This window comes from Salinarchaeum chitinilyticum (assembly GCF_055390775.1).
This window is the reverse complement of sequence record NZ_AP043888.1, coordinates 673353-697808: the sequence shown is the minus strand read 5'-3', so window position 1 is coordinate 697808 and position 24456 is coordinate 673353. Positions and strand designations below refer to the sequence as shown.

Annotated in this window: 21 protein-coding genes; 14 read left to right on the top strand and 7 right to left on the bottom strand. The window is 67.5% G+C overall.

Annotation, left to right across the window (positions count from 1 at the left end; all coding sequences use genetic code 11):
- Positions 1-42 precede the first annotated feature (42 nt).
- From ACZ5KP_RS03425 to ACZ5KP_RS03405, 5 genes are all read right to left on the bottom strand, one after another.
- Positions 43-798: a class I SAM-dependent methyltransferase gene (locus tag ACZ5KP_RS03425; protein WP_460919916.1), complete on the bottom strand. Its 756-nt coding sequence runs from the start codon at positions 796-798 to the stop codon at positions 43-45.
- Positions 799-896: 98 nt separating this feature from the next.
- Complete coding sequence (locus ACZ5KP_RS03420; protein ID WP_460919914.1) at positions 897-1019, bottom strand: hypothetical protein; 123 nt, start codon at positions 1017-1019, stop codon at positions 897-899.
- Positions 1020-1131: 112 nt separating this feature from the next.
- Complete coding sequence (locus ACZ5KP_RS03415) at positions 1132-2100, bottom strand: sugar phosphate nucleotidyltransferase (protein WP_460919912.1); 969 nt, start codon at positions 2098-2100, stop codon at positions 1132-1134.
- A 149-nt stretch (positions 2101-2249) separates the two neighbouring features.
- Positions 2250-3245, bottom strand: coding sequence for a DNA-methyltransferase (locus tag ACZ5KP_RS03410; RefSeq protein WP_460921112.1), 996 nt, complete (start codon positions 3243-3245; stop codon positions 2250-2252).
- A 148-nt stretch (positions 3246-3393) separates the two neighbouring features.
- Positions 3394-4815, bottom strand: coding sequence for a geranylgeranyl reductase family protein (locus ACZ5KP_RS03405; protein ID WP_460919910.1), 1422 nt, complete (start codon positions 4813-4815; stop codon positions 3394-3396).
- 139 nt (positions 4816-4954) lie between these two features.
- On the opposite strand from ACZ5KP_RS03405, the gene ACZ5KP_RS03400 reads away from it, so the two are divergent.
- The 4 genes from ACZ5KP_RS03400 to ACZ5KP_RS03385 all read left to right on the top strand — a co-directional run bounded on the left by ACZ5KP_RS03400 (position 4955) and on the right by ACZ5KP_RS03385 (position 11115).
- Positions 4955-6010 carry a TrmB family transcriptional regulator gene (locus ACZ5KP_RS03400; protein ID WP_460919908.1) on the top strand — a complete coding sequence of 352 codons (1056 nt, stop codon included), beginning with the start codon at positions 4955-4957 and terminating at the stop codon, positions 6008-6010.
- Between the two features lie 375 nt (positions 6011-6385).
- A complete protein-coding gene (locus ACZ5KP_RS03395) occupies positions 6386-8737 on the top strand; it encodes a cellulase family glycosylhydrolase (protein ID WP_460919906.1) in 2352 nt (783 codons plus the stop codon).
- A 133-nt stretch (positions 8738-8870) separates the two neighbouring features.
- Positions 8871-10652 carry a hypothetical protein gene (locus ACZ5KP_RS03390; RefSeq protein WP_460919905.1) on the top strand — a complete coding sequence of 594 codons (1782 nt, stop codon included), beginning with the start codon at positions 8871-8873 and terminating at the stop codon, positions 10650-10652.
- A gap of 130 nt (positions 10653-10782) precedes the next feature.
- On the top strand, positions 10783-11115 hold the full coding sequence (locus ACZ5KP_RS03385) for a 2Fe-2S iron-sulfur cluster-binding protein (protein WP_460919903.1): 333 nt from the start codon (positions 10783-10785) through the stop codon (positions 11113-11115).
- Positions 11116-11170: 55 nt separating this feature from the next.
- Here ACZ5KP_RS03385 and ACZ5KP_RS03380 read toward each other — a convergent pair whose 3' ends face one another.
- Positions 11171-12346: an MBL fold metallo-hydrolase gene (locus ACZ5KP_RS03380; protein WP_460919901.1), complete on the bottom strand. Its 1176-nt coding sequence runs from the start codon at positions 12344-12346 to the stop codon at positions 11171-11173.
- A 187-nt stretch (positions 12347-12533) separates the two neighbouring features.
- Between ACZ5KP_RS03380 and ACZ5KP_RS03375 the strand changes: the two genes are divergently transcribed.
- From ACZ5KP_RS03375 to ACZ5KP_RS03355, 5 genes are all read left to right on the top strand, one after another.
- The gene (locus ACZ5KP_RS03375; protein WP_460919899.1) at positions 12534-12890 is read left to right on the top strand and encodes an Hsp20/alpha crystallin family protein; all 357 of its coding nucleotides are present in this window, start codon (positions 12534-12536) and stop codon (positions 12888-12890) included.
- Positions 12891-12894: 4 nt separating this feature from the next.
- Positions 12895-14562: an ABC1 kinase family protein gene (locus ACZ5KP_RS03370; protein WP_460919897.1), complete on the top strand. Its 1668-nt coding sequence runs from the start codon at positions 12895-12897 to the stop codon at positions 14560-14562.
- A 114-nt stretch (positions 14563-14676) separates the two neighbouring features.
- Entirely contained in the window at positions 14677-15060 is a 384-nt protein-coding gene (locus tag ACZ5KP_RS03365; protein ID WP_460919895.1) for a translation initiation factor IF-5A, read from the top strand.
- A 3-nt stretch (positions 15061-15063) separates the two neighbouring features.
- A complete protein-coding gene (gene speB / locus ACZ5KP_RS03360) occupies positions 15064-15879 on the top strand; it encodes an agmatinase (protein ID WP_460919893.1) in 816 nt (271 codons plus the stop codon).
- Between the two features lie 74 nt (positions 15880-15953).
- Entirely contained in the window at positions 15954-16721 is a 768-nt protein-coding gene (locus tag ACZ5KP_RS03355; protein WP_460919891.1) for a Nif3-like dinuclear metal center hexameric protein, read from the top strand.
- A 184-nt stretch (positions 16722-16905) separates the two neighbouring features.
- On the opposite strand, the gene ACZ5KP_RS03350 is transcribed toward ACZ5KP_RS03355, so the two are convergent.
- The gene (locus tag ACZ5KP_RS03350) at positions 16906-17574 is read right to left on the bottom strand and encodes a glycosyltransferase family 2 protein (protein ID WP_460919889.1); all 669 of its coding nucleotides are present in this window, start codon (positions 17572-17574) and stop codon (positions 16906-16908) included.
- Positions 17575-17685: 111 nt separating this feature from the next.
- On the opposite strand from ACZ5KP_RS03350, the gene ACZ5KP_RS03345 reads away from it, so the two are divergent.
- The 5 genes from ACZ5KP_RS03345 (at position 17686) to ilvA (ending at position 24140) form a co-directional block, all read left to right on the top strand.
- Positions 17686-18705, top strand: a complete 1020-nt coding sequence (locus ACZ5KP_RS03345; RefSeq protein WP_460919887.1) for a deoxyhypusine synthase — start codon at positions 17686-17688, stop codon at positions 18703-18705.
- Positions 18706-19057: 352 nt separating this feature from the next.
- The gene (locus ACZ5KP_RS03340) at positions 19058-20485 is read left to right on the top strand and encodes an MATE family efflux transporter (RefSeq protein WP_460919885.1); all 1428 of its coding nucleotides are present in this window, start codon (positions 19058-19060) and stop codon (positions 20483-20485) included.
- A 126-nt stretch (positions 20486-20611) separates the two neighbouring features.
- Complete coding sequence (locus ACZ5KP_RS03335) at positions 20612-22153, top strand: stage II sporulation protein M (RefSeq protein WP_460919883.1); 1542 nt, start codon at positions 20612-20614, stop codon at positions 22151-22153.
- Between the two features lie 162 nt (positions 22154-22315).
- Entirely contained in the window at positions 22316-22837 is a 522-nt protein-coding gene (locus ACZ5KP_RS03330) for a helix-turn-helix domain-containing protein (RefSeq protein ID WP_460919881.1), read from the top strand.
- 91 nt (positions 22838-22928) lie between these two features.
- On the top strand, positions 22929-24140 hold the full coding sequence (gene ilvA / locus ACZ5KP_RS03325; protein WP_460919879.1) for a threonine ammonia-lyase: 1212 nt from the start codon (positions 22929-22931) through the stop codon (positions 24138-24140).
- Positions 24141-24456 lie beyond the last annotated feature (316 nt).

Sequence of the window (24456 nt, the reverse complement as noted above, 5' to 3'; positions counted from 1 at the left end):
TGGTGGAGGCTCACGAAACCCCTGTGGAAGGCGGGGTCGCGGTCAGGCCGCTCGCTCCAGCGTCCAGACCTGGACGGTATCACCGTCTTCGAGCGGTTTCTCCTCGAAGCCGCCGTCGACGGACCACGATTCGAACGGCGAGTTTCGGGCCAGGAGCTCGACCTGCTGGAACGGCAGGTGGCTGATCCGGTGGCTGGTCTCGTGGACGATCGCGCCGTCGGGAGCGCGGAGCTCGTTCTCGACTTCGACGATCTGTCGGGGTTCGTCGACGAACTGCGTGCGGGTCCGGAGTTCGTGGTCGACGCCGTCGACGGTGAGCGGCTCGGTCTGCCACTCGCCGTAGGTCGCCTCGATCAGGTCGAAGCTCGGGACGAACACGTCGAAGACGAATCGGCCGCCGGGGGCGAGCGCGTCGTGGACCGCCGCGAACGTCGCCTGCTGATCGTCGACCGTGTACGCGTGCTGGAGCGCGTTGAACGGACAGTAGATCAGGTCGTACGTGCGGTCGGGGTCGAGGCTCCGCATGTCGCCCTCCCAGACGGAGTGATCGAGGTCGCGCTCGCGGGCGCGCTCGCGCAATGTCGAGAGCATCGCCGGCGAAGCGTCCACGCCGTCGGCGTCGACGCCGGCCGCGAGGACGTCGAGGTAAATTCGGCCAGTGCCGACCGCGAGCTCGAGGACCGCGCCGTCGGCGGCCGTCGCCCGATCGACGTAGAACGAGCGGTCGGTGTCGGTGTGCTCGGCGGCCATCGCGTCGTAGTAGACCGTGAGCCCTTCGTCGTAGCCGTGGTCGCTCATGTCACGGGCTTGGCGACGGTGGGTATCAACTGCTGGGGCGGCGTGCCAACCGCTGACGAGGTGGTTGGTTCTGCCGAGAACAGCATCGATCGCGTCGATCAGGCCGAGGGCGCCGGCACGATCTCGGTCGTGTGGCAGTGCGGGCAGCGGTACTCCCAGACCCGCGTCGTCTGGTCGTCGAGGTGGAACAGTTCGCCGCAGCCCGGACACCTATCTTTCATAATCGATCATAACAATTTCTGCCGGATAAGCGTGCCGGTGGGGTGGGTAGTCGGTCCAGGCCACGTGGCTCGCGCCGTTCGAGAAACTACGGCTGTCTCCAGGCCGAGCGCCTCACCCGCCGTTCGCGATTCGGGTATGCGCGCCGATCTGCGCGCCGGCGAGGTTGAGGTTGTCAAGGACGGTCTCCTCGTCGATGATCGAGGAGCGGATCTCACAGGACTGGAGCGTGGCGTCGGGGAAGACGATCGCACGCTCGAGTTCGGTGTCGACGATCTCGGCGCCGCGCATCACGTGGACGTTCTCGCCGAGGTCGGACTCCCGAACCTCCGCCTCCGGATGGATGAGCTGGCCGCCGTCGAGATACCAGGAGACGGCGTCGAGGTAGGACTCGGGCGTCCCGATGTCGAACCACGCCTCGTCGAAGGCGAAGGCGCTCACTGGCTCGCGATCGACGAGCCACTGGACGAACCAGCCGGGCTCGTCGGGGTTGTTGTCACCGGCGAGGTAGGTCTCGAGGAGTCCCAGCGTGTCCGCCGGGAAGCCGTAGCAGGCGATCGAGACGAGCGTGCTCGCGGGCTGTTCGGGCTTCTCCTCGAAGTCCACGACTCGGTCGCCCTCGACGTCGATGACGCCGTAGGAGGTCGCGCGGTCGCGAGAGCCGACGTCGTAGGCAGCGATCGTCGGTGTGCCTGCAGCCTCGAAGTGGTCGAGAAACTCCGAGATGGAGAAGCTAATCAGGTTGTCGCCGGCGATCACGAGCGTGTCGTCGGTCAGCCCCTCCCGGTCGACGAGCTGGGCGAGCGCGCCGATGACGCCGAACTTCTCGGACTCCTCCTCGGTATCCTCGACGGAGAGCTGGGGCTTCTCGTATGGTGCGCCCGCGAGGTGGCTCTCGAACTCCTCGGCGAAACGTTCGTTGGTGGAGACGTAGACGTCGTCGATTCGCTCGTCGGCTTCGAGCTCCTCGAAGATACGATCGACGACGGTAGTGTCGCCGATCGGGAGAAACATCTTCGGCCGATGGCGGGTGATCGGCCAGAGTCTGGTGGCGTACCCGCCGGCGAGGACGATCGCGTCCATGGCCCTCTCTCCAACGAGCACGGCTATGTGTTTTTTGACTCATGGTTGCGACTGGCAGGGTCGAGGCTGTTCGTGGTGGAGTGCTCGAGGACCGAGTGGTACCGATGGGGTCCGACGCGGACGGTCGGTGGCGAGCGGTTGGTAACGAATCAACTGCCGTCGGTCGGTTCGTGTCGGCAGCGAAACCCGGCCGCCGATCGCTCGACCCCGGTGACATCATAGAGCCGAATCCGGCGTTCCTGTTTCGTCCGGACGGGGACGTCGTAGTGCTCGGCATCGTACCCGAGGTCGTCGCCCTCGGCACGTCGCTCCTCGACGAACTGCCGGTGGGCCGCGAGGCGATCGTCTGCGACGTCTCGCGAGCGAGCAGGGACCGCATCGACGCTCTGCTCGAACGCGCGAATGAGATCCGGGTCGCGCTCGATGCCGACGGAGTTCCGTCCGGCGACCATCGCCGCCGTCGTCGTGGTGCCGGTCCCCCAGAACGGATCGAGCACCGTGTCGCCGTAGACCGAGTACATGGAAACGAGCCGGTAGGGTATCTCGAAGGGGTAGGCCGCCGAACGCTCCCGGAGCTCGTCGTCGGCGAGCGTCTGTCGCTCGCCGCGAACGTCCGTCCAGACGTCGGAGAACCACTCGTTTCGCTCCTCCCAGAAGTAGGCGGCCTCGTAGCGTCGGTCCGCGCCCGGCGGGAGCGAGCGCCGCTCGCCGTTGCGAAAGACGAGGACGTACTCGTGCTCGAGGGTCGCGTAGGCGTTGGGCGGAACCATCCCCGAGCCCATGAACTTCGCCGCGCTGTTGGCGGGTTTGCGCCAGAGGATTTCCGGGAGCGGGTCGAAGCCGAGGTCGGCGAAGGCGTCCACGACCCGCGCGTGATTCTGATAGACGCGAAACCGTTCCAGCGTCCGCGTCGCGTCGCCGACGTTGACGCAGGCGATCCCGCCCGGGACGAGGACGCGCTGGAGTTCCGTCCAGGCTTCGCGCAGGATCTCGTGCATCGCGTCGAAGGCTCGCTGGCCGTCGCCGTCGTCCAGCGCCTCGCCGATCGCTGGATCGAGATCGGCAAAGAGCTCGTCCCACTGCTCGATCATCGGGTACGGCGGCGAGGTGACGACGAGTTCTATTGAGTCGTCGGGCAGCGGTATGTCGCGGGCGTCGCCGACGAGCGGGCGGTGTTCGGTGGCAAAGCCAGGATCTTCGCCGTCAGCGAAGCCGTCTGCGTCGTCGGCAACGACGTCCGTGCTCCCGGGGACGGCGTCCGCGTCGTCCGGCCCGGAACCTCCCGCCACGGATCTAGTACTTCGGATCCGCGCCAGTGGTCGCGTAGACCCGGTCCATGATCTCGTCGCGCTCGGTCTGCCAGTCGTCGAACGCGGCGGGGGAGCTCGGGTAGTCCTCGTAGTGAGCGAGCAGCTCGTCGGCGACACTCTTGGTCTTGTACAGCCCGTAGATGTCCCGCCAGTACCCGAAGCTGTCGATGGCCATCCTGGCCTTGAGCCGCCAGGAGAGGCTGGTGGAGCCTTCATAGAGGGACTCCGCGATCTTCTCGCCGGGCATCGCCGCGAGCAGGCCCATCATCTCGTCGATGTCGACCGCCGTCGAGAGGATGTTGTACACGTCGAGCGCCGCGTAGCGCGCGCCGAAGTGGTCCATCACGCGCTCGTTGTACTCCCAGAGGGCGTCCTCGCTCGGGCCGCCGTTGGAGAGCGCGTCGACGGCCGCCTCGGCGGCGTACTTGCCGGCGTAGGCCGCGCCGGCGATGCCGCCGCCGGTCGTCGGATTGACGTGTCCGGCGGCGTCGCCGACGGCCATGTACCCCGGTGCGACCGCGGAGTCGTAGGGACGCCGCGTCGGCAGCGCCGCGCCGAGCTTGTCCTCGACCTCCGCGCCCTCGAACTCGGGGCGGTCTTTCAGGTCTCGCTTGAGGTCGTCGACGAGCTGCATCGGTTCCTCGGTCATCTGGAACCCGAGCCCGGCGTTGATCTCGGTGTCAGTCCGCGGGAAGTACCAGAGGTAGCCAGCGGCGCGCTCGGTGGGTTTGAACACGAGCGCGTCCTCCCACTCGACGGGCTCCTCGACGTGGACGATCTCGCGGTACGCCGAGCAGAACTGACTGTAGGTGACGTTGGTGTCGAACGTCGTCCCATCGAACTCGGTCTCGTCCTGAAGGAGGCTGAGCGCGCCCGCGGCGTCGATGACGACGCCGGCATCGTACTCGACGGGTTCGCCTTTCCGGGTGACCTTCAGGCCGGTGACCTGGCCGGAGCCGTCGGGACTCCCGGCGCCGTCGGCGTTCGCGTCGCCGCTCCCGGCACCGCTCTCGTCCTCTTGCAGGACGGTCTGGACGACGGTGTCGTAGTGAACGTCCACGCCCGCGTCCTCGGCAGCGTCGATGATCCGCCGGCCGTACTCCCAGCGGTCGATGACGGCGAGTTCGCCGGGGACCGGAATTTCGAGGACGGTGTCCTCGGAGGGGATCTCGAAGCGACCGTGGTCGACGCCGGTGTTGGTGAAGGCCGGCTCGATGCGCTCTTTCGGGATCGCTTCCGGAAACGCGTCCGCGCCCTTCAGCGCGTCGCCGCAGGCGATGTGGCCCGCCTCTTCCTCGGATTTGCGCTCGACGATCACGACGTCGAGCCCGGCCTTGACCGCGGTCGTCGCTGCGTAACAGCCGGCGGTGCCCGCGCCGGCGACGACCACGTCGTACTCTGGCATGTACGGCGATGCGATACCGAGCGAGAAAACTCTTTATACGGCGGAGAGTGGGAGACCGGCGGACCGAACTGGAAGAAATTGCAATTGGTAATTATTAATCCCGATAGCTTATGGCGTCTGCTCTGCAAGCGCGGGCTACATGGAGATCGATCGGGACGAAATCGTCGCGGGTCTGGAAGACGCTGGACTCTCCGAGTACGAGGCGGAAGCGTACCTGACGCTGCTGGAACGGGGCACCTCGAAGGCCGTCGACGTTGCGCGTCAGTCCTCCATCCCGGTCCCCCGGATCTACGACGTCGTCAACGAACTCGAACGGCGCGGCTACGTCGATACGCTCGATCGCGACACGCTCCACGTGCACGCACACGAGCCGGTCACTGTGATCGAGGACCTCCACGATCGAAGCGAGCGCCTGTCGAACGTCGCGAGCGAGATCGAGGATCGGTGGGAACAGACCCCTGTTTCCGAGCACGACGTGACGGTCACGAAACGATCGGAGACCGTGATCGACCACGCGTCGGAGCTGATCCGGGAGGCCGACGCCTCCGTCGATCTCGCGTTCGAAGCGCCGCTCGCGTCGCTGTCCCCATCGGACGTCGTCGTTCGCGTCTCGCTGTGCCGCGAGGCTGGCGTCGACGACGTACTGGGGGATCGCAGCGTCCGCGAGACGATCACGGAGGTTCGCGAACGAGCCTTCCCCTCGCCCCTCGTCGTCGTGGTCGACGGCGAAACCACGTGTTACGCCCCGACAGGAACCGTTCCCGACCCGTTCGGAGTGATCCTGAAGGGCGATCACCTGACCTTCGTGTTCCGCTGGTACTTCCAGACGTGTCTCTGGGGCGTCTGGGAGGATCGTGCCGCCGATACGGACGGTCGCTCCGAGTTCGCCAGCCTCGAGGAACTGATCTGCGAGGTGTACGAGCCCTGGACCGACGGCGAACGAATCGAGGTCGCAATTGACGGCGTCGACACGGACACTGGCGAGTGGGTCTCCGTCGCTGGCCGGATTACGGACGTGCGATACACGGGGCGAGACGGGGACGACGAGGTACCATCGCTGACGGATCTCGCCGGTGAGGCGTCGATCGTCGTCGCGAACGGCGAGCACGAGTACACCGTCGGGAGCTGGGGTGCGCGCGTCGAGGACGTCGAAGCCCGTCGCATCGAACTCTTCGACGACGCCGCTGCAGGGTAACGGCACGACGACCCCAGGGTACCTTCTCGCTCCGGCAACGGCACAGTCGGTCGACTGACCGCTTCTTGTCAACGTTCTGTTTTTACAGAACGAAAACGACCGCCCCCGTCACCGGGGGGCTCGCCGTCCCGGGATACAGCAGAAAAATACTGCCATTGCCGATAGGAATGTCGGATGTCATGACGCATACTGGATACGATGTAGTAACATTATTGGTATTATTGGGGGCTACTCTGAAATGCTGTATATATGCATTAGAGGGCTTCTATTGCGTTTTTTGATTTACAAAGTATCTCTATAGTCCATATCCAATATACTTTTATGGCTTGCATATGAGGGGTGTGTACGCACCGCACGGTGCGTGAATGCAACGCAATGACGAACGAATCCACAGCCCCTCAGGGGAACGAAGACGCAGCACCGTCCGACCGACTGGGAGAGGGGGACGTGGATCTATCCCGACGGAACGTCTTGCGAGCGGGGGCAGCGGGCCTCGCGGGCGCAACCCTCGCCACGAGCGGCTTCACGGGTTCCGTGGCAGCCAGCGACATCTCGACGCCCAGGCTCCAGCGCGACGGGAACCTGATCGTCGATCCCGACGGCAACACCGTGACGCTGCGCGGCGTGAACATCGCCGATCCGAAACGGCTCGACGTCACCGCGCCGGCACGCGGCATGAACGCCGTGCAGGTGATCGACTTCCTGACCGACCACTCCAACGACTGGTACCCACGCGCGATCCGCGTGCCGGTCCAGCCGGTGGACATCGGCGAGTACGAGCCCGGTTCCGGGCCGCCGGTACCGGCGTTTAGCCAGGGCGAGCTGGAGACGTATCTCACCGATCACCTCGACGCCGTCGTCCAGCGCTGTGCGGAGCGCGGCGTCTACTGCATCATCGACTACCATCGGCATCGCGACGTGTCGTGGGCCGAGAGCCAGGACGGCCCGGTCAACACCGCGCTCCAGGACGAAATCGACTCGTTCTGGGACACTGTCGCGCCGCGGTACGCCGACCAGACGCACGTGCTCTACGAGGTGTACAACGAGCCGACCGAGCCCGGCATGTGGGGCGATCCCACGACGACCGAGTGGGTCGCCGACGTCTGGCGACTCTGGCTCGACATGGCCCAGCCCTGGGTCGACACGATCCGGAGCCACGCGGACAACATGATCCTCATGGGTTCGCCCAGCTGGACGCAGAGTCCCGAAGGCGCGCTCGTCGAGGAGTTCGACGGCGAGGACATCGCATACACGTACCACATCTACCCCGGCCACAACTCCAGCCGGGCGAACGACTGGGAGGACGCCTCCCGCAACGGCGAGGGCGTCGCTGGCGTCTACGAACAGGCGCCGCTGGTCGTCACCGAGTTCGGTTGGGAGGAGAACGCCGGACAGTACATCGGTGGAACGACCTCTGGCTTTGGGACGCCGTTTATCGACTGGCTCGAGTCCCACGACGCCATCTCCTGGACCGCCTGGATCGGCGATCCCGTCTGGCGGCCCGTGATGTTCGACCGGCCGTTCACGGACAGCGACGACACCGACTCGATCGGCAACCCCTACGACGGGGGCGTCACCCAGGAGTGCTCGAACCTCCCCTGTGACTGGTCGCTGCTGACGGGGAACGCCCACATGGGCGACACCGTCAAGAACACCCTCTACGACCTCCGGAACGACAACGTCCCGGGCTCGGGCGGCGGCGACACGACGCCGCCGACGATGCCCTCGAACCTCACAGTCACGGACACCACCAGCACGTCGATCACGGTGGACTGGGACGCCGCGAGCGACGGCGGCGGGTCCGGGATCGATCACTACGAAATCGGCGTCGACGGGAGCGCCGATCACGAGGTCGCCGCGGGGACCACGTCGACGACAGTCTCGGGACTGGCAGCCGACACCGAGTACTCGATCGGCGTCGCTGCCGTGGACGCCGCCGGCAACGTCTCGACGACGGCGATGGTCTCGGCGACGACGGGCGAGTCCGCCGATCAGACGGCGCCCACCGCACCGTCGAACCTCTCGGTCACTGACGCGACGAGTTCGTCGATCGACGTCGACTGGGACGCCGCGAGCGACAGCGGCGGCTCCGGACTCGACCACTACACCGTCTCCGTCGACGGGACGCAGGAGCAGACGGTCCCCGCTGGCACGACGAGCGCGACGATCGCGGAGCTCTCCCCGGACACGAGCTACGCGATCGGCGTCTCGGCCGTCGACGGCGCGGGCAACGAGTCCCCGGACGCGACCGTCTCAGCGACGACCGACGCGGACTCGTCCCCGCCGTCGGACGCCCTGGTGATCAACGACTACGACGGTTCGCCCACGTGGTCGAGCAATCGGAACGACCTCGGCCAGTGGTGTGGCGCCGGCTCGTTCCAAAACGGCGACGGCGAGGTCGTCGGCGGCGCACTCGAGCTCGACTACGACAACGGCGGCTGGTTCCAGGAGCAGATCAATCAGGACGTCTCGAGCTACTCGACCTTGGTCCTCGCCGTCAGCGGTGCGAACGGCGGCGAGGGATCGGAGGTCCTCTTCGACATGGGCGGCGTCCGAACGCTGCTCTCGAACGTCACCACTGACAGCGTGGGCACGAGCACGTCTGAGATCTCGATCGACCTCGCATCCGCGGGCGTCGATCGGACCGCCTCGTCGCTGTCGCTCAGGCTGAACTTCTGGCAGGGCGGTTCCAGCACGCTCTCGATCGAGGAGGTGCGTCTCGAGTAGGGTCGGGGACGGTCGGACCGATCGGGTGTGGACGCCGAGTGTGCATCCATCGTCCGATTCTTCGTTGGATTCCTAGATATATTTCTAGTGAAAATATAATAATACTTACAGTCAGTAGCTGCTATACTTCGGTATGGTTCATAGACGAACCATCATCAAACGGAGTATCGAACTCGGAGCACTCGCATCGCTTGGCACTACCGTCGCGGCCCAGCAAAGCGGCGTGCTCGTCCACGGCTTCGACGGCACGAACTGGCCGGGGGCGAACGATCTGGAGAACTGGGCAGGTGCGGGCTCGTTCGCGAACGGCGGTGGGAACGGCGAGGTGTCGAACGGAGCGCTCCGTCTCGAGTACGAGAACGCCGGCTGGTTCGCGAGCAACGTCCGGACGGACGTGTCGAGCACTCCGACGCTGAACCTCCGGATTCGGGGCGACAGCGGCGGTGAGGAGGACGACATCCTGCTCGACGTCGGCGGCGTGCGAGGACTGCTCGGCGACCTCGCCGACGGCGGGATCGGGACGAGCTACTCCACCCTCTCTGTCGACCTTCAGGCGGCTGGAGCTGACCTCGCGAATCCCCAGTCCGTCCGGCTGAACTTCTGGCAGGGTGCCAGCGGTGCCGTCGACGTCGACAGTATCGCCTTCGGCGACGTGAGCGACGGTTCGAACGGTGACGGTGGCGGCGACGACGGCGGCGGTGGAAACGACGACAACGACAGCGACAACGACGACGGTGGCGACGCCGGCTGGGACGTCCCCTTCCCCGATCGGCCGCCGGAGCCCGACACGCTCCCGGACACGATCACTGCCGACACGACGGTCGCAGAGCTCTGTCAGCACTTCGACGATCCGTACTACGTCCCCAGGGATTTCCTGGACTACATGCCGGGACAGAGTACGTCCGACGCCGCGAAGGCCGAGCAGTTCGACTACGATGCGACCGCCGTCGAGAACCACGTCCAGGACGGCTCGCTGACGCTCGGCCAGCTAGGCACCCAGGCGCTGCCCTGGGTCAAGCAGCTCGCCGCGAACGACTTCCCGGCCCACGGGACGGTAAAACTGCTCCCTCGGCTCGCCCTACTCCCCGACGAGACCGAGGATCCCGGGACCCACGACACGCCGACGAGCGTCTGGTCGGAGACGGCCGGCCCCGTGACGGCGACCAACGATCCCGACCAGCTGATCCAGGATCGCTGGCCAACGGACGCTCGGACCTACCGGCAAATGGGCGTGCGAGTCCGCGACCGGATCCACGACCAGCCCCAGTACGACGAGAGCCGGGAGTGGGGCAGCTCCGCGCCACTCCCCGACTCGGTCTACGGCGATTCCAGCAATCCAGTACTCGACGCGGCAGCGAACAAGGTCCATCCGGTCACCGGTGATTCGCTGGGCGGGAGCGGCTTCACCGCCAACGCCCCGATGGAGGCGTCGGTCGAGATGCACGTCGTCGCCGACGGCTACTGGAACCAGTACATCGAACTGAAGAACGTGAGCGAGGTGCCGTACTTCCAGGACGGCGCCGTCATCTGGTGGCTCGGTCCGACGGGCGAGGCCAGCAACCTCGCGGACGGCCACTGGAACAATCCCCACCGCCCGAGCAGTTCGCTCGGCCACCCACAGCGCGACGTCATCGAGGTCGATCATCCGGGCTACCATGGGCTCTCGGCGTACGCGGTCCGGCTCGCGAACCACGACGAGCCCTACCACATGCGGACGATCTACCCGAACCAGGCGGTCGCGATGGAGATCGGGACGCCCGCGAGCGTGACGAGCCAGTACTGGTCGACTGCGGCCGAACGGCAGGCGCTCGTCGACACGATGCTCGACTCGCTGCACGTCGAGCTGGAGACCGACCTCGATCGAAACGACCCGATCCTCGACGCGGTCGATCTCACCTACCGGGTCCCGAACTGAGACGGGCAGCCGTCGAGCAATCGGGACTCGTCGCCTGGTGGCAGCGTTCGGTAGCAACCGACACGATGGCGCCGGGGAGTCCAGCCAAGCACAGAAACGACTTTGGTGGCCCGGCCGAACGGTTCGGACAATGACCGATTACACCGTCGAGTTCGTCGGGACCGGCGAGACCATCACGGTCGCCGACACGGAGACGATCCTCAGCCGGTGCATCGAGGAGGGGATCGCCCAGGAGTACTCCTGCCGTGTGGGGATGTGTCTGGCCTGCTCTGCGGAGATCCTCGAGGGAGAGGTGACCCAGCCGGCTGCGCGAGCGCTCACCGACGAGGAGGCCGAGCGGTTCGCGCTGACCTGCATGGCGCGGCCGCAGTCGGACCTGCGCCTCGATCGGGGCGTCTATCCGCCGAGCATCGAGGACGACGCCGAGGCGAGCGGCACCGCTGCGGCAGCGTCCGACGACTGATCCGTCCGGACGACTTCTAAGACTGGTCTCTGCCTGGCTACCGTGCTCCGGCGTTTCACGCCGCGCAGTTGTTCGGCCCGAGTTCGACCTCGTCGGGGTCCTCGAGCTCTTCACGTCCGAGGTTCGCCGCGACGATCCGGTCGGCGTTTGCCGGCGGTGGCGGCGGATCCTCGGTGATGGCGCCGACGAACTGCTCGGTCGACAGATCGAACGCATCGATTCGATCGACGAGGTCGGCGAGCGGCGCCACGTAGGTGCCGTCCTGCCGGGGCGCTGTCTCCTGTTTGACGTGCCCCGGTGCGACGAGCGTTCGGTCCGGGAGCGTTGCGCGGAGATCCCGTATCGTCTCGTGGAGGGTCGCTGCCGCGTCCGCTTGATCGACGTCGGCCTCGAGGTCCGGGCGCGCGACGCCGTCGACGAACAGGCTGTCGCCGGTGAGCAACGTGCCGGGCCGGTCGCCGCCGTCCGAGTTCGCGCTATCGCCCGCTGCGTGTTCGACGAGCAGGGCGGTCATCTCGCCGGTGTGTCCCGGCGCGTGAACGGCGCGGATCGTCGTCGCCCCGCCGAGTTCGAGGACGTCGCCGTCGGCGAGTGCCACGTAATCGAGGTCGCTGTCGAACCCACGATCCCAGGCACCCGCCGCGATGGCCGGCCGGGCGTCCGTCGCCGCCGCGACTGTCTCGACGCCGCTGACGTGATCGGCGTGGACGTGCGTATCGATCGCGTACCGGAGCTCCGCGTCGGTCTCGGCGGCGTGATCGGGATACCGGTCCGCGAACGCTCGCAGCGGATCGACCACGGCCGCTTCGCCGTCGTCGACGACGAGGTAGCCGAGACAGCCGGTCGCGGGCCGGTGGTACTGGAGGATCTGTGCGCCGTCGGGCGTCTCGAGCGTCCGGGCGAGGAGGACGTCGGCCCAGGCTTCCATGCCACCGGCGAGGTTCATCGCGTCGAGGCCGGCGTCACGCAGCAACTCGGCTGCGTGATCGCTGGACTGCCCGATCGCGCAGACGGTGACGATTGGCTCTGGAACGTCGGCGACGAGGTCCGCGGCGCCGCCGCGGACCTGCGCCTGGAGGAACTTCGCGTGGGGAATCTGGGTGACCGTTGCGCCCGGGCCGTCGACGTGCCACTCCTCGAACTCGGCGCGGTTTCGCACGTCGACGATCCCGACCCGATCGCCGCGGGCGAGGCGGTCGGCGAGGTCGACCGGTTCGATGGACTCGGCCATGGCCGCAGCTACGGGGGCCGCGTGGTTAAGTGGCGGTGGCGCGGGCGGGTCGACCCGCGGACGGTGCGGCGATGCGGCCGACGATGCCGGCAGCGAACGCGGCCGATGCGGCGCTTTCGCGGTCGCGAAACCGGCTTCCCGCGCCCGTACCACCGGACTTTTCGCCGAAGCGGTCGAACCCCGTGGTATGACCGGTCTCCGAACCGCCCTGACCGCTCTCCCAGAGGCCGTGTTCGCCGATCTCCTCGAGAGCGAGGACGCGTATCGCCTGCTCCTCGATCTCCCTGGCGTCTCCGAGGAGACGCTCGACGTCACGGCCTCGGAGGGTCGTCTCCGGATCGAAGCACACCGCGACAAGCCGGACACGGCGGGCTATCGCTTCGTCGAGGAGCAACGCGACGCCTTCCTCGACGTCGAACTACCGCTGCCGCCGAACGTTAGCGCCGAGGACGCGGTGGCGTCGATCGAGCGCGGCGTGCTCGAACTGACGATCCCCAAGCGACCGGACGCCGACGTCACCGAGATCGAGGTCGGGGACGCGTAGATCCGTGGCCGTCCTCCGACCGTACTGGCGCTTCCTCCGCGTCCTCCGGCAGTTTCTCCCGCTTCTGGTGGCGTGGGCGCGGGACCGCCGCCGGTTCTTCCTCTTCGGCGGCCGACGCCGCGTCAGCTCGGAGGAACGAACCCGCAGAGCCGAGGAGCTACTCGACTCCCTGCTCACGCTCGGGCCGACGTTCATCAAGCTCGGACAGCTGCTCTCGACGCGACCGGACGTGCTTCCCCCGGAGTACGTCTCCGTGCTCTCCCGGCTCCAGGACGACGTCCCTCCCGCCGAGTGGGAAGGCGCGAAGACTGTCATCGAGGAGGAACTCGGCCCGGTCGAGGACCGCTTCGAGGACTTCGACACCGAGGCGATCAGCGGCGCCAGCCTCGGACAGGTCTATCGCGCCCACGTCGACGGGCGGGAGGTCGCGGTCAAGGTTCGCCGCCCAGGGGTCGAGTCTCTCGTTGCGGCCGATCTCCGCGTCGTGCGCTGGAGTCTGCCGCTCCTCCTGGTCCTCGTCGGCGAATCGCGCGCGTTCTCGTTGCGAAACCTCGCCGACGAGTTCGACAAGACGATCCGCGAGGAGATGGACTACGACCGCGAGCGTCGGATGCTCGAGGAGATCCGCGCGAACTTCGCCGACGAAGACGCGATCGCGATCCCCGAGCCCGTCGACTCCCACTGCAGCGAGCGCGTGTTGACGATGGAGTATCTCGGCGGAACGAAGGTCGACGAGATCGACGAACTCGACCGTCGTGGCGTCGATCGGACCGCCGTCGCGGAGACGCTCCAGCGGGCCTACCTCGAGATGATCGTCGACGACGGCGTCTTTCACGCGGACCCGCATCCGGGAAATCTCGCCGTCCAGGACGACGGGACGATCGTCTTCTACGACTTCGGCATGTCCGGTCGCGTCGACGAGTTCGTCCAGGGGAAGATCGTCGAGTTCTACGTCGCGGTCGCCGAGCAGGACATCGACGGCATCCTCGACGCGCTGATCGAGATCGGCACGCTCTCGCCGGAGGCCGATCGGGCGGTGATGGCCGAGGTCATGGAGCTGGCGATCCAGGACGCACGCGGCGAGGACATCGAGCAGTATCGCATCCAGCAGATCGTCGGGCAGATCGAGGACTCGATCTACGAGTTCCCCTTCCGGCTCCCGAAGGATCTCGCATTGGTCCTGCGGGTCGCGACCGTCGTCGAGGGCGTCTGCGTCACGCTGGATCCCGATTTCGACTTCATCGCCACGGCGACGGAGTATCTCACAGAGGAGGGGTACCGCGAGGAGACCGTCCGCAGAGCCGTCGAGGACGCCGGTGAGCAGCTCCGCGAGTCCGGCGCTGCGGCGGCGCGAATCCCGCCGAAACTCGAACGGGCGCTCGATCGCGTCGAGCGGGAGAATCTCCAGGTGCGCGCCGACATTCAGGACTCCAACGAGCTCTTCGACCTCTTCGCGAAACGGCTGATCGTCGGGATGCTCGCCGCGGCGGGGCTGGTCGCGACGACGATCCTCTACGTGGCCGCGTCGATCGAGGCAACCGCCGTGGTGGGTGCTCTATCCTTCCTCCTGTTGCTCGTGCTCTATCGCTCCTTCCGGCGGCGCCGGGGAATGCGCGCCCAGCCCCAGTTCACGCGGCAGAACCTCCGGGACCGGCGGAACGAGAGCGAGTGAGTTTGCCGCTGTATCGATCGCACGTGGGGCCCGGAGCGCCCCGAATCCGGCGCTCTCGGGGATGGAAGCGGGGATTCCAAACCGTTTATCACAATCGGGTGGCAACGCCGCTGCATGGCAAGAGAGCAGAAGGAAGTGCGGGATCTGCAGGAGGGCAACTACGTCATGATCGACGACGCCGCCTGCAAGATCAACTCCTACAGCACCGCGAAGCCGGGCAAACACGGGAGCGCCAAGGCCCGTATCGAAGGCGTCGGCGTCTTCGACGGACAGAAGCGATCGCTCTCCCAGCCCGTCGACGCGAAGGTGTGGGTCCCCATCATCGAGCGCAAGCAGGGGCAGGTCGTCAGCGTCGAGAGCGAGGATGTCGCCCAGGTCATGGACCTCGAGAGCTACGAGACGATCACGATCCGGGTCCCCGGCGACGACGAGCTCTCGCCGGACCAGCAGATCGAGTACCTCGAGATGGACGAGCAGCGTAAGATCGTCCAGACGTAGCAGATGTTTCCTGGCGCGACGGCCGATCGCGAGGATGCGGAGTTCGCGGTCGTCGGCGCGCCCCTCGACGCTTCCACCTCTTTCCAGCCGGGCACCCGTTTCGGCCCGGATCGCGTTCGCACGTTCGCTCGCCCGTTCGAGGACTACGATCACCACACTGACTGCCACTTCTCGGAGCTCGCCGTGTACGACCACGGCGACGTTCGGGCGTGGCCCGACGCCAACGAGTACCTCGAGTATCTCGAGGGCGTCCTCGCGGATTTCGACGACGATGGGACGATCCCGCTCACCGTCGGCGGCGAGCACGCCGTCACCATCGCCGGCGTGCGCGCCGTCGAGCCCGACGTCGTCGTGAGCCTGGACGCCCACCTCGATCTCCGCGAAGCCTACGACGGCGACGAGCTGAGCCACGCCTGCGCGATGCGACGAGCGCTCGAGACGGCCGAGGACGTCGTCGTGCTCGGCGCGCGTTCCGGCAGCGAAGCCGAGTGGGAGCGGGCGGCCGAGGCCGACGTCACCGTCGTCGAACCGGACGCCGTCGCGGACTGGTCGCCCGCCGAACAGCTCGCTGTCGATCGGTCGGTCTACCTGACCGTGGACGTCGACGTCCTCGATCCAGCCTTCGCGCCCGGCACCGGTACGCCGGAGCCGTTCGGGCTCGACTCCGCGACCGTCCACGACGTCGTCCGGTCGGTCGCACCACTGGCCGACGGGTTCGACGTCGTCGAGGTGAACGACCGCGACGACGGGCAGGCGGCGTCGGTCGCCGCGAAGCTCCTCCGGGCGTTCGTCTTCGCACACGCCGCGGGCGCCGACTGAGTCGACGTCACTCCACCTCCGGCGAGCCCTACTCGACCATAACGCCCATTCCCCAGTCGTACGAAACGACGGCCATGGAACGTACCGAGTTCGTCTCGCGACTCGACGACCGGCTCCGGACGGAGGACTACGCCGACGTCGACGCGAGCCCAAACGGGCTCCAGGTGGGCAGCGAGGGCGGCGAGGTCGAGCGAGTGGCCTTCGCCGTCGACGCTGCGGTCGCCACGATCGAGGCCGCGATCGAGTTCGACGCGGACCTGCTCGTGACCCACCACGGGATCGTCTGGGGGTCCCTGGAGCGCGTCACCGGAACGGCCCACGATCGGATCGCGCCCCTCCTCGCGAACGACGTGGGACTGTACGTGTCCCACCTCCCACTCGACGGGCATCCTGAGCTCGGGAACGCGGCGCAGCTCGCGGACGTGCTGGGGCTCGAGAACCGCGCGCCCTTCGGCGAGCTCGGCCCCGAGTTCGTCGGCCAGCAGGGCGTCCTCCCCGATGCGACGCCGCTCGACGACCTCGCAAGCGCGCTCTCTGAGACGCTACCGACGGGCGATGGCACCGTTCGGGTGCTTGATCACGGCCCGGAGACGGTCTCGGACGTCGGAATCGTCACCGGCAGTGGCGCTGACTGGCTGGATGACGCTACGGCAGCGGATCTGGACCTCCTCCTCACCGGCGAGGGGAAACAGCAGGTCTACCACGAGGCCCGTGAGGCCGGCGTCAACGTCGTGCTCGCCGGGCACTACGCGACCGAGACCGGCGGCGTGCGAGCGCTGGAATCGATCGCCGAAGAGTGGGATCTCGAGACGACGTTCGTCGAGCATCCGACCGGGCTCTGAGGAGCGCCCGTCGACATGGAACCGTCGGCGAGGTTTGATCGACGAGCAGGTAGCACGTGGGCGCTTCGAACAGTCGCGACGCGGTGTGCTACGGCACCCGCCTCGGCCGCGTCGCGCAGTCTGTCAGATCACGCGGCCCATTCGCCGCGTCGTCGGACGTCAACCTGTGGACGGTCGTCCTCGATCACCGGTACTCCGCTCGGAGTCGCCCCACGTCGAGGTAGACGTAATGTAACAGCGTCCCCGTCAGTCCCCATCTGTGGATACGCCGACCGGAGGTCTCCACCAGCACGTCGGGGTGGTAGGCAGTGGCGTACTCTCTGCCGAGGTGCCGACTGAACGCGGTGTCCTCGTTCGGCACGTCGGGGAAGCCGCCGGCGGCCTCGTAGACGTCGGCGTCGACGAAGAAGTTGAAGCCAGGGAGGATCGGCCGTCGGAGGTGCGGGAAGACCTGGTTGATCGTCGCCTGCATTAGCTTCGGCCGGAGGCCGTCCATCCGGCAGCGCGAGGTCGCGGCGTCGAGGTCGTTCGCGCGGACGAAGGACAGCATCTCCTCGAGGAAGTCGGGTTCCAGCACGGTGTCTGCGTCAACGAACGCGAGCCAGTCACCGCCGGCGTGCTCTGCGCCGAGTGCGCGACCGCCGCCGATGCTCTTGCCCGGCCCCTCGACGAGAGCGATCTCGTCGCGAGAGCGCGCGATCGCCGGCGTCCGATCGTCGCTGTCGCCGTCGACGACGATCGTCTCGTACTCGTGATCGGTGTCGAGTCCGGCGACGCTGTCGAGGCATTCGGGAAGGAACTCCGCCTCGTCCTTCGCCGGGATCACGATACTGACCGTCGGCGCCGTCGTCATCGCTCCCGAGATTCGCACACGCTCGTGTTCAACGCTCCGGTCTCGGCGCCGATCGGGGGCGGGTCGCACCGAATCGCGCCGTTCAAACCGGTGGCGAGTGGACCCATCACCATGACCGACGAGTCCGAGCGCGAGGAGTTCCACCACGATCCAGTGGGCCACGCGGAGGCCCGCGCGGGGACGACTGTCGGCGAACTCGCCGCGGAGTACGGCGCCGCGGGTGGCGGCGCCGCGTCCCTGCACGAGGCCGTCGACATCTACGCCGACATGCTCGACGAGGACGTGACGAACTTCGTCGGGCTCGCCGGGGCGATGGTGCCGATGGGAATGCGCCGGATCGTCGCGGACCTGATTCGCGACGGCCACGTCGACGCGCTCGTGACGACGGGCGCGAACCTGACCCACGACGCGATCGAGGCCATCGGTGGCAAACACCACCACGGCCGTAGCGACCATCCCGAGATGACCGAACGCGAGCACGACGAGACGCTCCGCGAGGAGGGCGTCGACCGGATCTACAACGTCTACCTCCCACAGGAACACTTCGCGCTGTTCGAGTCCCACCTCCGCGAGCACGTGTTCCCGCCGCTGGCCGAGCAGGGGGAAGTGTCGATCCAGGAGCTGACTGCAGAGCTGGGTCGGGCCAATGCCGAGGTCAATGCGGGCGAGGTCGGCGACGGCGATGGCGTCGCGGAACGGGCGGGGATCGCCGCAGCCGCCTACGAGCACGACGTGCCGATCTACTGCCCCGCGGTCCAGGATTCCGTGCTCGGCATCCAGGCCTGGATCTACTCCCAGACCTCCGGGCTGACCCTCGACGCGCTCGGCGACATGACCGGGCTAAACGATCTCGCGCACGACGCCGAGTCGGCGGGCGCGCTCGTCGTCGGCGGCGGCGTGCCGAAGAACTTCGTCCTCCAGACGATGCTCGTCGCGCCCGACGCCTACGAGTACGCGGTGCAGCTGACGATGGATCCGCCGCATACGGGTGGACTGTCGGGGGCCACGCTCGACGAGGCTCGCTCCTGGGGGAAGCTCGAACCCGCGGCGCGGAACGTCTCGGTCTACGCCGACGCGACGATCACGCTGCCGCTGTTGGTTGCGGCTGCTCGCGAGAAGGCCGGGGAGTAGGTTGAGAATCGCTTTTTGGTGATTGCAGGGCGAAACAGCACCGCGAACCGTTTGGAAGCCCCCTCCCGCTCGTCGCAGCTAACTCGTTGCGCTCCTCGACTCGCTCCGCTCGCCTGCGGTGCTTACGTCGTTACCTGCGCCGACCGGTCGGCCCCTTCCAGTCCCACCCGGCGTCGGTGGTCGAATCTCGCGACACCCCGGCGGGGTGTGTAGTGGAGCGCCAAGCGGTGGCCGTCGAGCACGCTGTGCCGGTAGCCGTCGGGCGAGGCAGTACAGGTGGTCGGTCGCCGATCGCGGCAAAGAGCCACACCCCTTCCGCGCACTGAAGTAGCCCCCGACGGGAGCGGTGTGTATGGTCGATCGCGGGCGAGTCCTCGGCGTCTGGCGGCGCGTCCTCTCCCTGTCGTGGCCGATGATGGTCGAGCAGGTCACGCGGACGGGGATGCGGACGACGGACGTCCTCGTCACGGCGCTGTTCTCGCCGATCGCGGTCGCGGCGATCGGGCTCGCCGACCTCTTCGCGCGACTGCCGTTGCGGATCGGGCTGGGGCTGGGGACGGGCGCGATCGCGCTATCGAGTCAGGACACGGGGGCTGGCGCGGCGGCGACTCGCGACGAGGCGATCTCGCAGGCGCTGCTCGTCGGCGCGCTCGCGGGGATCCCGTTCATGCTCTTTGGCGTCCTGCTCGGTGAGCCCGCGATCGCGCTCATCGGGGAGTGGGGCGATCCCGACGAAGTCGCCGAAGTGGCGGAACTCGGTGGGACCTACCTCGCGATCATCTTCGCGACGGCGCCGGCCAGACACGTCTCCCTGATCGCCGCCCGCTCGCTCCAGGGGACCGGCGACACGCGGACGCCGATGTACGTCAACGTCGTCTCGAACCTGCTCAACGTCGTGCTATCGGTGGTTCTCGGTCTCGGACTGCTCGGCGCGCCGCGGCTGGAAATCGTCGGCGTCGGGCTCGCGACGGCGATCGGCAACGTGTTCACGGCGAGTGCGCTGCTGGCCGTGCTGGCGCTTGGCGTGCGCGACGCGGGGCTCCGGCGTCCCACGCAGTTCGTGGTCGTGAAACAGCTCCTCGTCGTCTCCGCACCGAAGATCGCGGAGGGGCTGCTCGCGACCGTCGTCGAGTTCCCGTTCAACGCCCTGCTGCTCTACTTCGGGACGCCCGTCAACGCTGGCTACCAGATCGGCCGGCGGGTCTACCAGCAGGTGACGAGCCCGCTCTCCCGCGGGCTCCACGTCGCGGCGAGCGTGGTGGTCGGGCAGTCCCTCGGCGCGGGCAACCCCGACGACGCGCGGTTCGAGGGCTGGGCGACGACGGCACTCGGGGTGCTGGTCGTCGGCGCGATCGGCATCGGGCTCGTCGTCGCAGCGCGACCGATCGTGACGCTGTTCACGGACGACGCCGCGACGGCCGGCCACGCGATCGCGTTCGTCCGGGCCTACGGGATCGCGGCGCCGTTCCTCGCTGGCATGGTGTTGCTCTCGGGCGCGCTCCAGGGAGCCAGCGAGACCCGAACCCCCTTCGTCGCCCGGACGACTGGCTTGCTCGTCGTCTATCTCGGCGTGTCGTTCGTCGGCGGACTCGCGCTCGGATTCGGGCCGCTCGCGATCTACGTCGCCGTCGCGAGCTGGCACGTCTGGGCGTTCGCGATCGTGTTCTGGGGGTTCGCCCGCGGGGACTGGGCGGAACGCGCCGCGGCGATGATGGCCGATCGCGGCACGGCGGTCGATTCACCGGTCGCGAGCGAGTCCGGATCGGGCACTGGCGAGTAGCGGCGGGCTCGCTGGGTTGCATCGGCTGGTATCCCACTTCGGCGAGGGACTTCAAAGGCTGCGACGATCTGCGGAGTCAGCGACGTACCCCTATCTCCAAGTGGCGTGCAACTGAATCCAGACTCGATGAGTCTCGACGACGCGGTTCGCGACAGCGCACGGTCCCTCGGCGCGCGTCCCGCACAGGTCCTCCCCTTCTACGTCGCCGGCCTCGCGGTCCCGGTGATCGTCCGGGTGGTGCCGTTCCTCGGCCTCCTGCTCGCCTACCTGTCCCTCCGGGGCAGCGGCCGACTCGAGGCCGTTCGGGAGGAACTGGAGCCGGCGGCGCCGATCAGTATCGACGACGTGGGCAGCGGAACGGCCGAGGGCCGTTCGATCGACGAGGACGCGCTCGGCGAGGCGATGCTCGATTTGCTGACGCCGACCGTGATCGCGATCCTCGCAGTGACCGCGCTGGTGTCGCTCGTCCTCTTCGCGGTGATGCAGTCCTCCGTCGCAGCGGCCAGGCTGCACGCGGTGTTCGCGGTGCTCACCGAGGACGACTCTGACTCCCCGACGTCTCCGACCCGTGCGGGCATCGACGGCGTCTTCGAGCACACGTGGACGTTCCTCGGCCTCTTCATTCTGGAGTTCCTGGCGCTGCTCCTGCTGTTCGGCATCCCGACGGCGCTGATCGCGATCGCCGTCGTCGCTGACTTCGTCTGGCTGGTCATCCCAGCGATTCCGCTGTTCTTCTTCGCGATTCCGGCGGCCCTGCTCGTTCGACTGCTGTTCGCGTTCGCCCGCCCGGCTGCGGTCGTCGATGGCGTCGGGGCGATCTCCGCGGTCAAGCGGGCCATCGGCCACGTGAAGGCGAACGTGCTGGAATCCGTTGGCTACGGGGCGCTCGCGCTCGGGCTGGTCATGGTCGCGAACTCGATCGGCACCGCGTTCAGCCAGTTCGGCGCGGTCACCGTTTCGACGCTCGTGCCGCTGGTGTTCGTCTTCCCGCTGCTCGATCTCGCGAAGACGTCGCTGTACGCCCAGAACGCTGGCGTCGCGCTCACCTCGCCGAACCAGCCCGATCGCGGTCGGATCGAGCGTCTCCGCGGCGGCATCGAGCGTGGCTGGTCGGCACTCGTCGCGTTCACGCGTGGTCACCTCGGATCGGTCGCGATCAGCACCGTCGTACTCGCCGCCGGCGTCGCCGTCGGGCTCTGGGCCGGTGCACAGGTGGACGACCTGTTCACCGCCTCGATCGAGGCGCGAATCGACCGCATGAACCCGCTCGCTGCGTTCTTCCACTACGCGGGGAACAACTGGTCGGTCGCCGCCGGCCAGTCGCTTGCCGGGATCGCCGTCGGCCTCCCGACGATCGTCTCGCTGGCGTTCAACGGCGCGAACGTCGGCTTCCTCTACCAGCTCGAGGCCGACCCGACGATACTGCTGGCGTTCATCGTCCCCCACGGGATCATCGAGATTCCGGCACTGCTGCTCTCGGGGGCGCTCGGGCTCCACCTCGGTCGCGTCGGCTGGGGCTACGCGTTCGGCGACGTCGATCGAGACCGGGTCGCCGACGCGATCGACCGGGCGTTCCAGGTACTCGTCGGGCTCGCCGTGTTGTTCGTCGCGGCAGCGGTGATCGAGGCGTTCGTCAGTCCGTACTACTGGCGAGTGCTCGGGATCTGAGGCCTTCGAGTCCGCTGTTCGGTTCGACGGTGGCCGCTCGATTTCGCATCTCCAGCCGCTCTACGGGCCACGCTCGGTCAGTTGCCGAACTGGTTCGGCCGCCGTTCCAACGAATCGGGAATCGCGACCCCGCTTTTCGGGGTGGCTCTCGGAAGCGCTGGTATGGGACGCCAGCGCACGGGGGACGACCGATTACTGCCAGAGCGTGACTCGACGAGCAGCGGCGCGTCGAGCGGGACGGACGGATCGGCCGACCCCCCGCGTCGATCTTCGGGCTCCGACGGTCGGACGGGCGCCGACGGCAGCACGAGTCACGGCCGCAGCGGCATCTGGGATGCTGACTCGCTTGGCCGGTCCGGCGACGCCGAGGGATCGGACGGGGCGCCCGATTCAGCAGGAGGCCCGGCCGATCGCGCCGGCGGGCTGGGGGACGGAACGTCGGGGGAGCAATCCGAGACGGAGCTGGCGGACGGCATCGTCGAGGTCGACGTGGATCAACTGACCGACCGGCAGCTGGAGGTTCTCGAGACCGCTCACGACATGGGATACTACCAGTATCCCCGCGGAGCGAACGCATCGGAGGTCGCCGAAGCGCTCGACATCTGCCCCTCGACGCTCGCCGAGCACCTCGCCGCTGCACAGTCCAAACTCCTCGCAGACGTGCTGGGCGACCCCGACGCCTGAAACGGTGCGCCGCTGGCGTTCGGGGCTCGGTTCGCGTCAGTCACTGCCAGTCCCCCGAATCGCTTAACAGCCGAGCGCGGGAACTCCGCCCATGCTCTCTCTTTCCGACGTCGAAGCTGCTCGCGAGCGCGTCGCCGAGACGGCTCGTGATACGCCGCTGAAACACTCCCACACCTTCTCCGCGATGACCGGTGCGGACGTCCACCTCAAACTCGAGAACTTCCAGCGCACTGGTGCGTTCAAGATCCGCGGTGCGACGAACCGGATCAAGACGCTCTCCCCGGCGGAACAGTCGGCTGGCGTGGTGACCGCCAGCGCAGGGAACCACGCCCAGGGAGTCGCGCTCGCGGCGTCGCGGCTCGGCGTCGACGCGAAGATCGTCATGCCCGAGCACGCGCCGATCTCGAAGCTCCAGGCCACCCGCTCCTACGGCGCCACCGTCGAGCTCCACGGAATGGACTACGCCGAGGCCGCCGAGCGCGCGCACGAGATCGAGGAGACGGAGGGCCGCACTTACGTCCACGCCTTCGACGACGAGCAGATCATGGCCGGGCAGGGGACGATCGGCCTCGAAGTGCTCGAACAGTGTCCCGAGGTCGACACCGTCGTCGTCGGCGTCGGCGGCGGCGGGCTCATCAGCGGGATTTCGACGGCGATCAAAGAACAGCGCCCGGACGTCCGCGTGATCGGCGTCCAGGCGGATGGCGCGGCGAGCCTCGCCCAGTCCCTCGACAAGGGCGAGATCTACGAGCGCGATTCGGTCGACACGATGGCCGATGGCATCGCGACGCGCCGGGTCGGCGAGAAGACGTTCGAAGTCATCGAAGCACGCGTCGACGAGGTCGTCACCGTTTCCGACCCCGAGATCGCGATGGCAGTGCTCTACCTGCTCGAGCGCTCGAAGACGCTCGTCGAGGGTGCCGGTGCCGCGCCGCTGGCAGCGATCCTCCAGGACCGTTTCCGGTTCGTGGACGACGAGACGATCGTCCCCGTACTCAGTGGCGGGAACCTCGATCTCAACACCCTGACGACGGTGATTATTCGGGGACTCGTCGAGACCGGACGGTACGTCAAACTCCGGACCGTGCTCAAGGACCGCCCCGGCGCACTCGACGACCTGATCTCGATCCTCTCCGAACAGAAGGCCAACATCTACCGCATCCAGCACGACCGCAGCTCCCGCGACATCGACATGAACGCCGCCGAGGTCGAACTCGACCTCGAGACTCGCGGGCACGAGCACGTCGCGGACCTCCTCGACGCGATGGAGGACCGGGGCTACGAGGTCGAACTGCTGGTCTGACTGCGCCGCAACGGACCGCGAACCCCCACCGCTTACCGCGAGCCGACGAATCCACCGCACGCAAACTCGCTCGACCAATCACAGGGTGGGACTGGAAGGGGCCGACCGCTCGATCCGGCCCCGGCGACGGTGAGCCGAGTGCAAGCGAGGCGAACCTCGACAGACTCGCTGCGCTCGTCTGTCGGTGCAAGCACTGGACTGAGCGACCGGAGTCCCGTCGAGCGAAGCGAGGCAGGGCTCGGAAGACGAGCGGAGCGAGTCTTCCGGTGGGAGCGAAGGAAGCGCGCAGCGAGCCGCGGCCGGTCGAGCGGGAGGG

Bases quoted from the DNA above. Each gene is read 5' to 3' on its own strand.
- ACZ5KP_RS03425 (WP_460919916.1), bottom strand. From the start codon at position 798: ATGAGCGACCACGGCTACGACGAAGGGCTCACGGTCTACTACGACGCG.
- ACZ5KP_RS03420 (WP_460919914.1), bottom strand. From the start codon at position 1,019: ATGAAAGATAGGTGTCCGGGCTGCGGCGAACTGTTCCACCTCGACGAC.
- ACZ5KP_RS03415 (WP_460919912.1), bottom strand. From the start codon at position 2,100: ATGGACGCGATCGTCCTCGCCGGCGGGTACGCCACCAGACTCTGGCCG.
- ACZ5KP_RS03405 (WP_460919910.1), bottom strand. From the start codon at position 4,815: ATGCCAGAGTACGACGTGGTCGTCGCCGGCGCGGGCACCGCCGGCTGT.
- ACZ5KP_RS03400 (WP_460919908.1), top strand. From the start codon at position 4,955: ATGGAGATCGATCGGGACGAAATCGTCGCGGGTCTGGAAGACGCTGGA.
- ACZ5KP_RS03395 (WP_460919906.1), top strand. From the start codon at position 6,386: ATGACGAACGAATCCACAGCCCCTCAGGGGAACGAAGACGCAGCACCG.
- ACZ5KP_RS03390 (WP_460919905.1), top strand. From the start codon at position 8,871: ATGGTTCATAGACGAACCATCATCAAACGGAGTATCGAACTCGGAGCA.
- ACZ5KP_RS03385 (WP_460919903.1), top strand. From the start codon at position 10,783: ATGACCGATTACACCGTCGAGTTCGTCGGGACCGGCGAGACCATCACG.
- ACZ5KP_RS03380 (WP_460919901.1), bottom strand. From the start codon at position 12,346: ATGGCCGAGTCCATCGAACCGGTCGACCTCGCCGACCGCCTCGCCCGC.
- ACZ5KP_RS03375 (WP_460919899.1), top strand. From the start codon at position 12,534: ATGACCGGTCTCCGAACCGCCCTGACCGCTCTCCCAGAGGCCGTGTTC.
- ACZ5KP_RS03365 (WP_460919895.1), top strand. From the start codon at position 14,677: ATGGCAAGAGAGCAGAAGGAAGTGCGGGATCTGCAGGAGGGCAACTAC.
- speB (WP_460919893.1), top strand. From the start codon at position 15,064: ATGTTTCCTGGCGCGACGGCCGATCGCGAGGATGCGGAGTTCGCGGTC.
- ACZ5KP_RS03355 (WP_460919891.1), top strand. From the start codon at position 15,954: ATGGAACGTACCGAGTTCGTCTCGCGACTCGACGACCGGCTCCGGACG.
- ACZ5KP_RS03350 (WP_460919889.1), bottom strand. From the start codon at position 17,574: ATGACGACGGCGCCGACGGTCAGTATCGTGATCCCGGCGAAGGACGAG.
- ACZ5KP_RS03345 (WP_460919887.1), top strand. From the start codon at position 17,686: ATGACCGACGAGTCCGAGCGCGAGGAGTTCCACCACGATCCAGTGGGC.
- ACZ5KP_RS03340 (WP_460919885.1), top strand. From the start codon at position 19,058: ATGGTCGATCGCGGGCGAGTCCTCGGCGTCTGGCGGCGCGTCCTCTCC.
- ACZ5KP_RS03335 (WP_460919883.1), top strand. From the start codon at position 20,612: ATGAGTCTCGACGACGCGGTTCGCGACAGCGCACGGTCCCTCGGCGCG.
- ACZ5KP_RS03330 (WP_460919881.1), top strand. From the start codon at position 22,316: ATGGGACGCCAGCGCACGGGGGACGACCGATTACTGCCAGAGCGTGAC.
- ilvA (WP_460919879.1), top strand. From the start codon at position 22,929: ATGCTCTCTCTTTCCGACGTCGAAGCTGCTCGCGAGCGCGTCGCCGAG.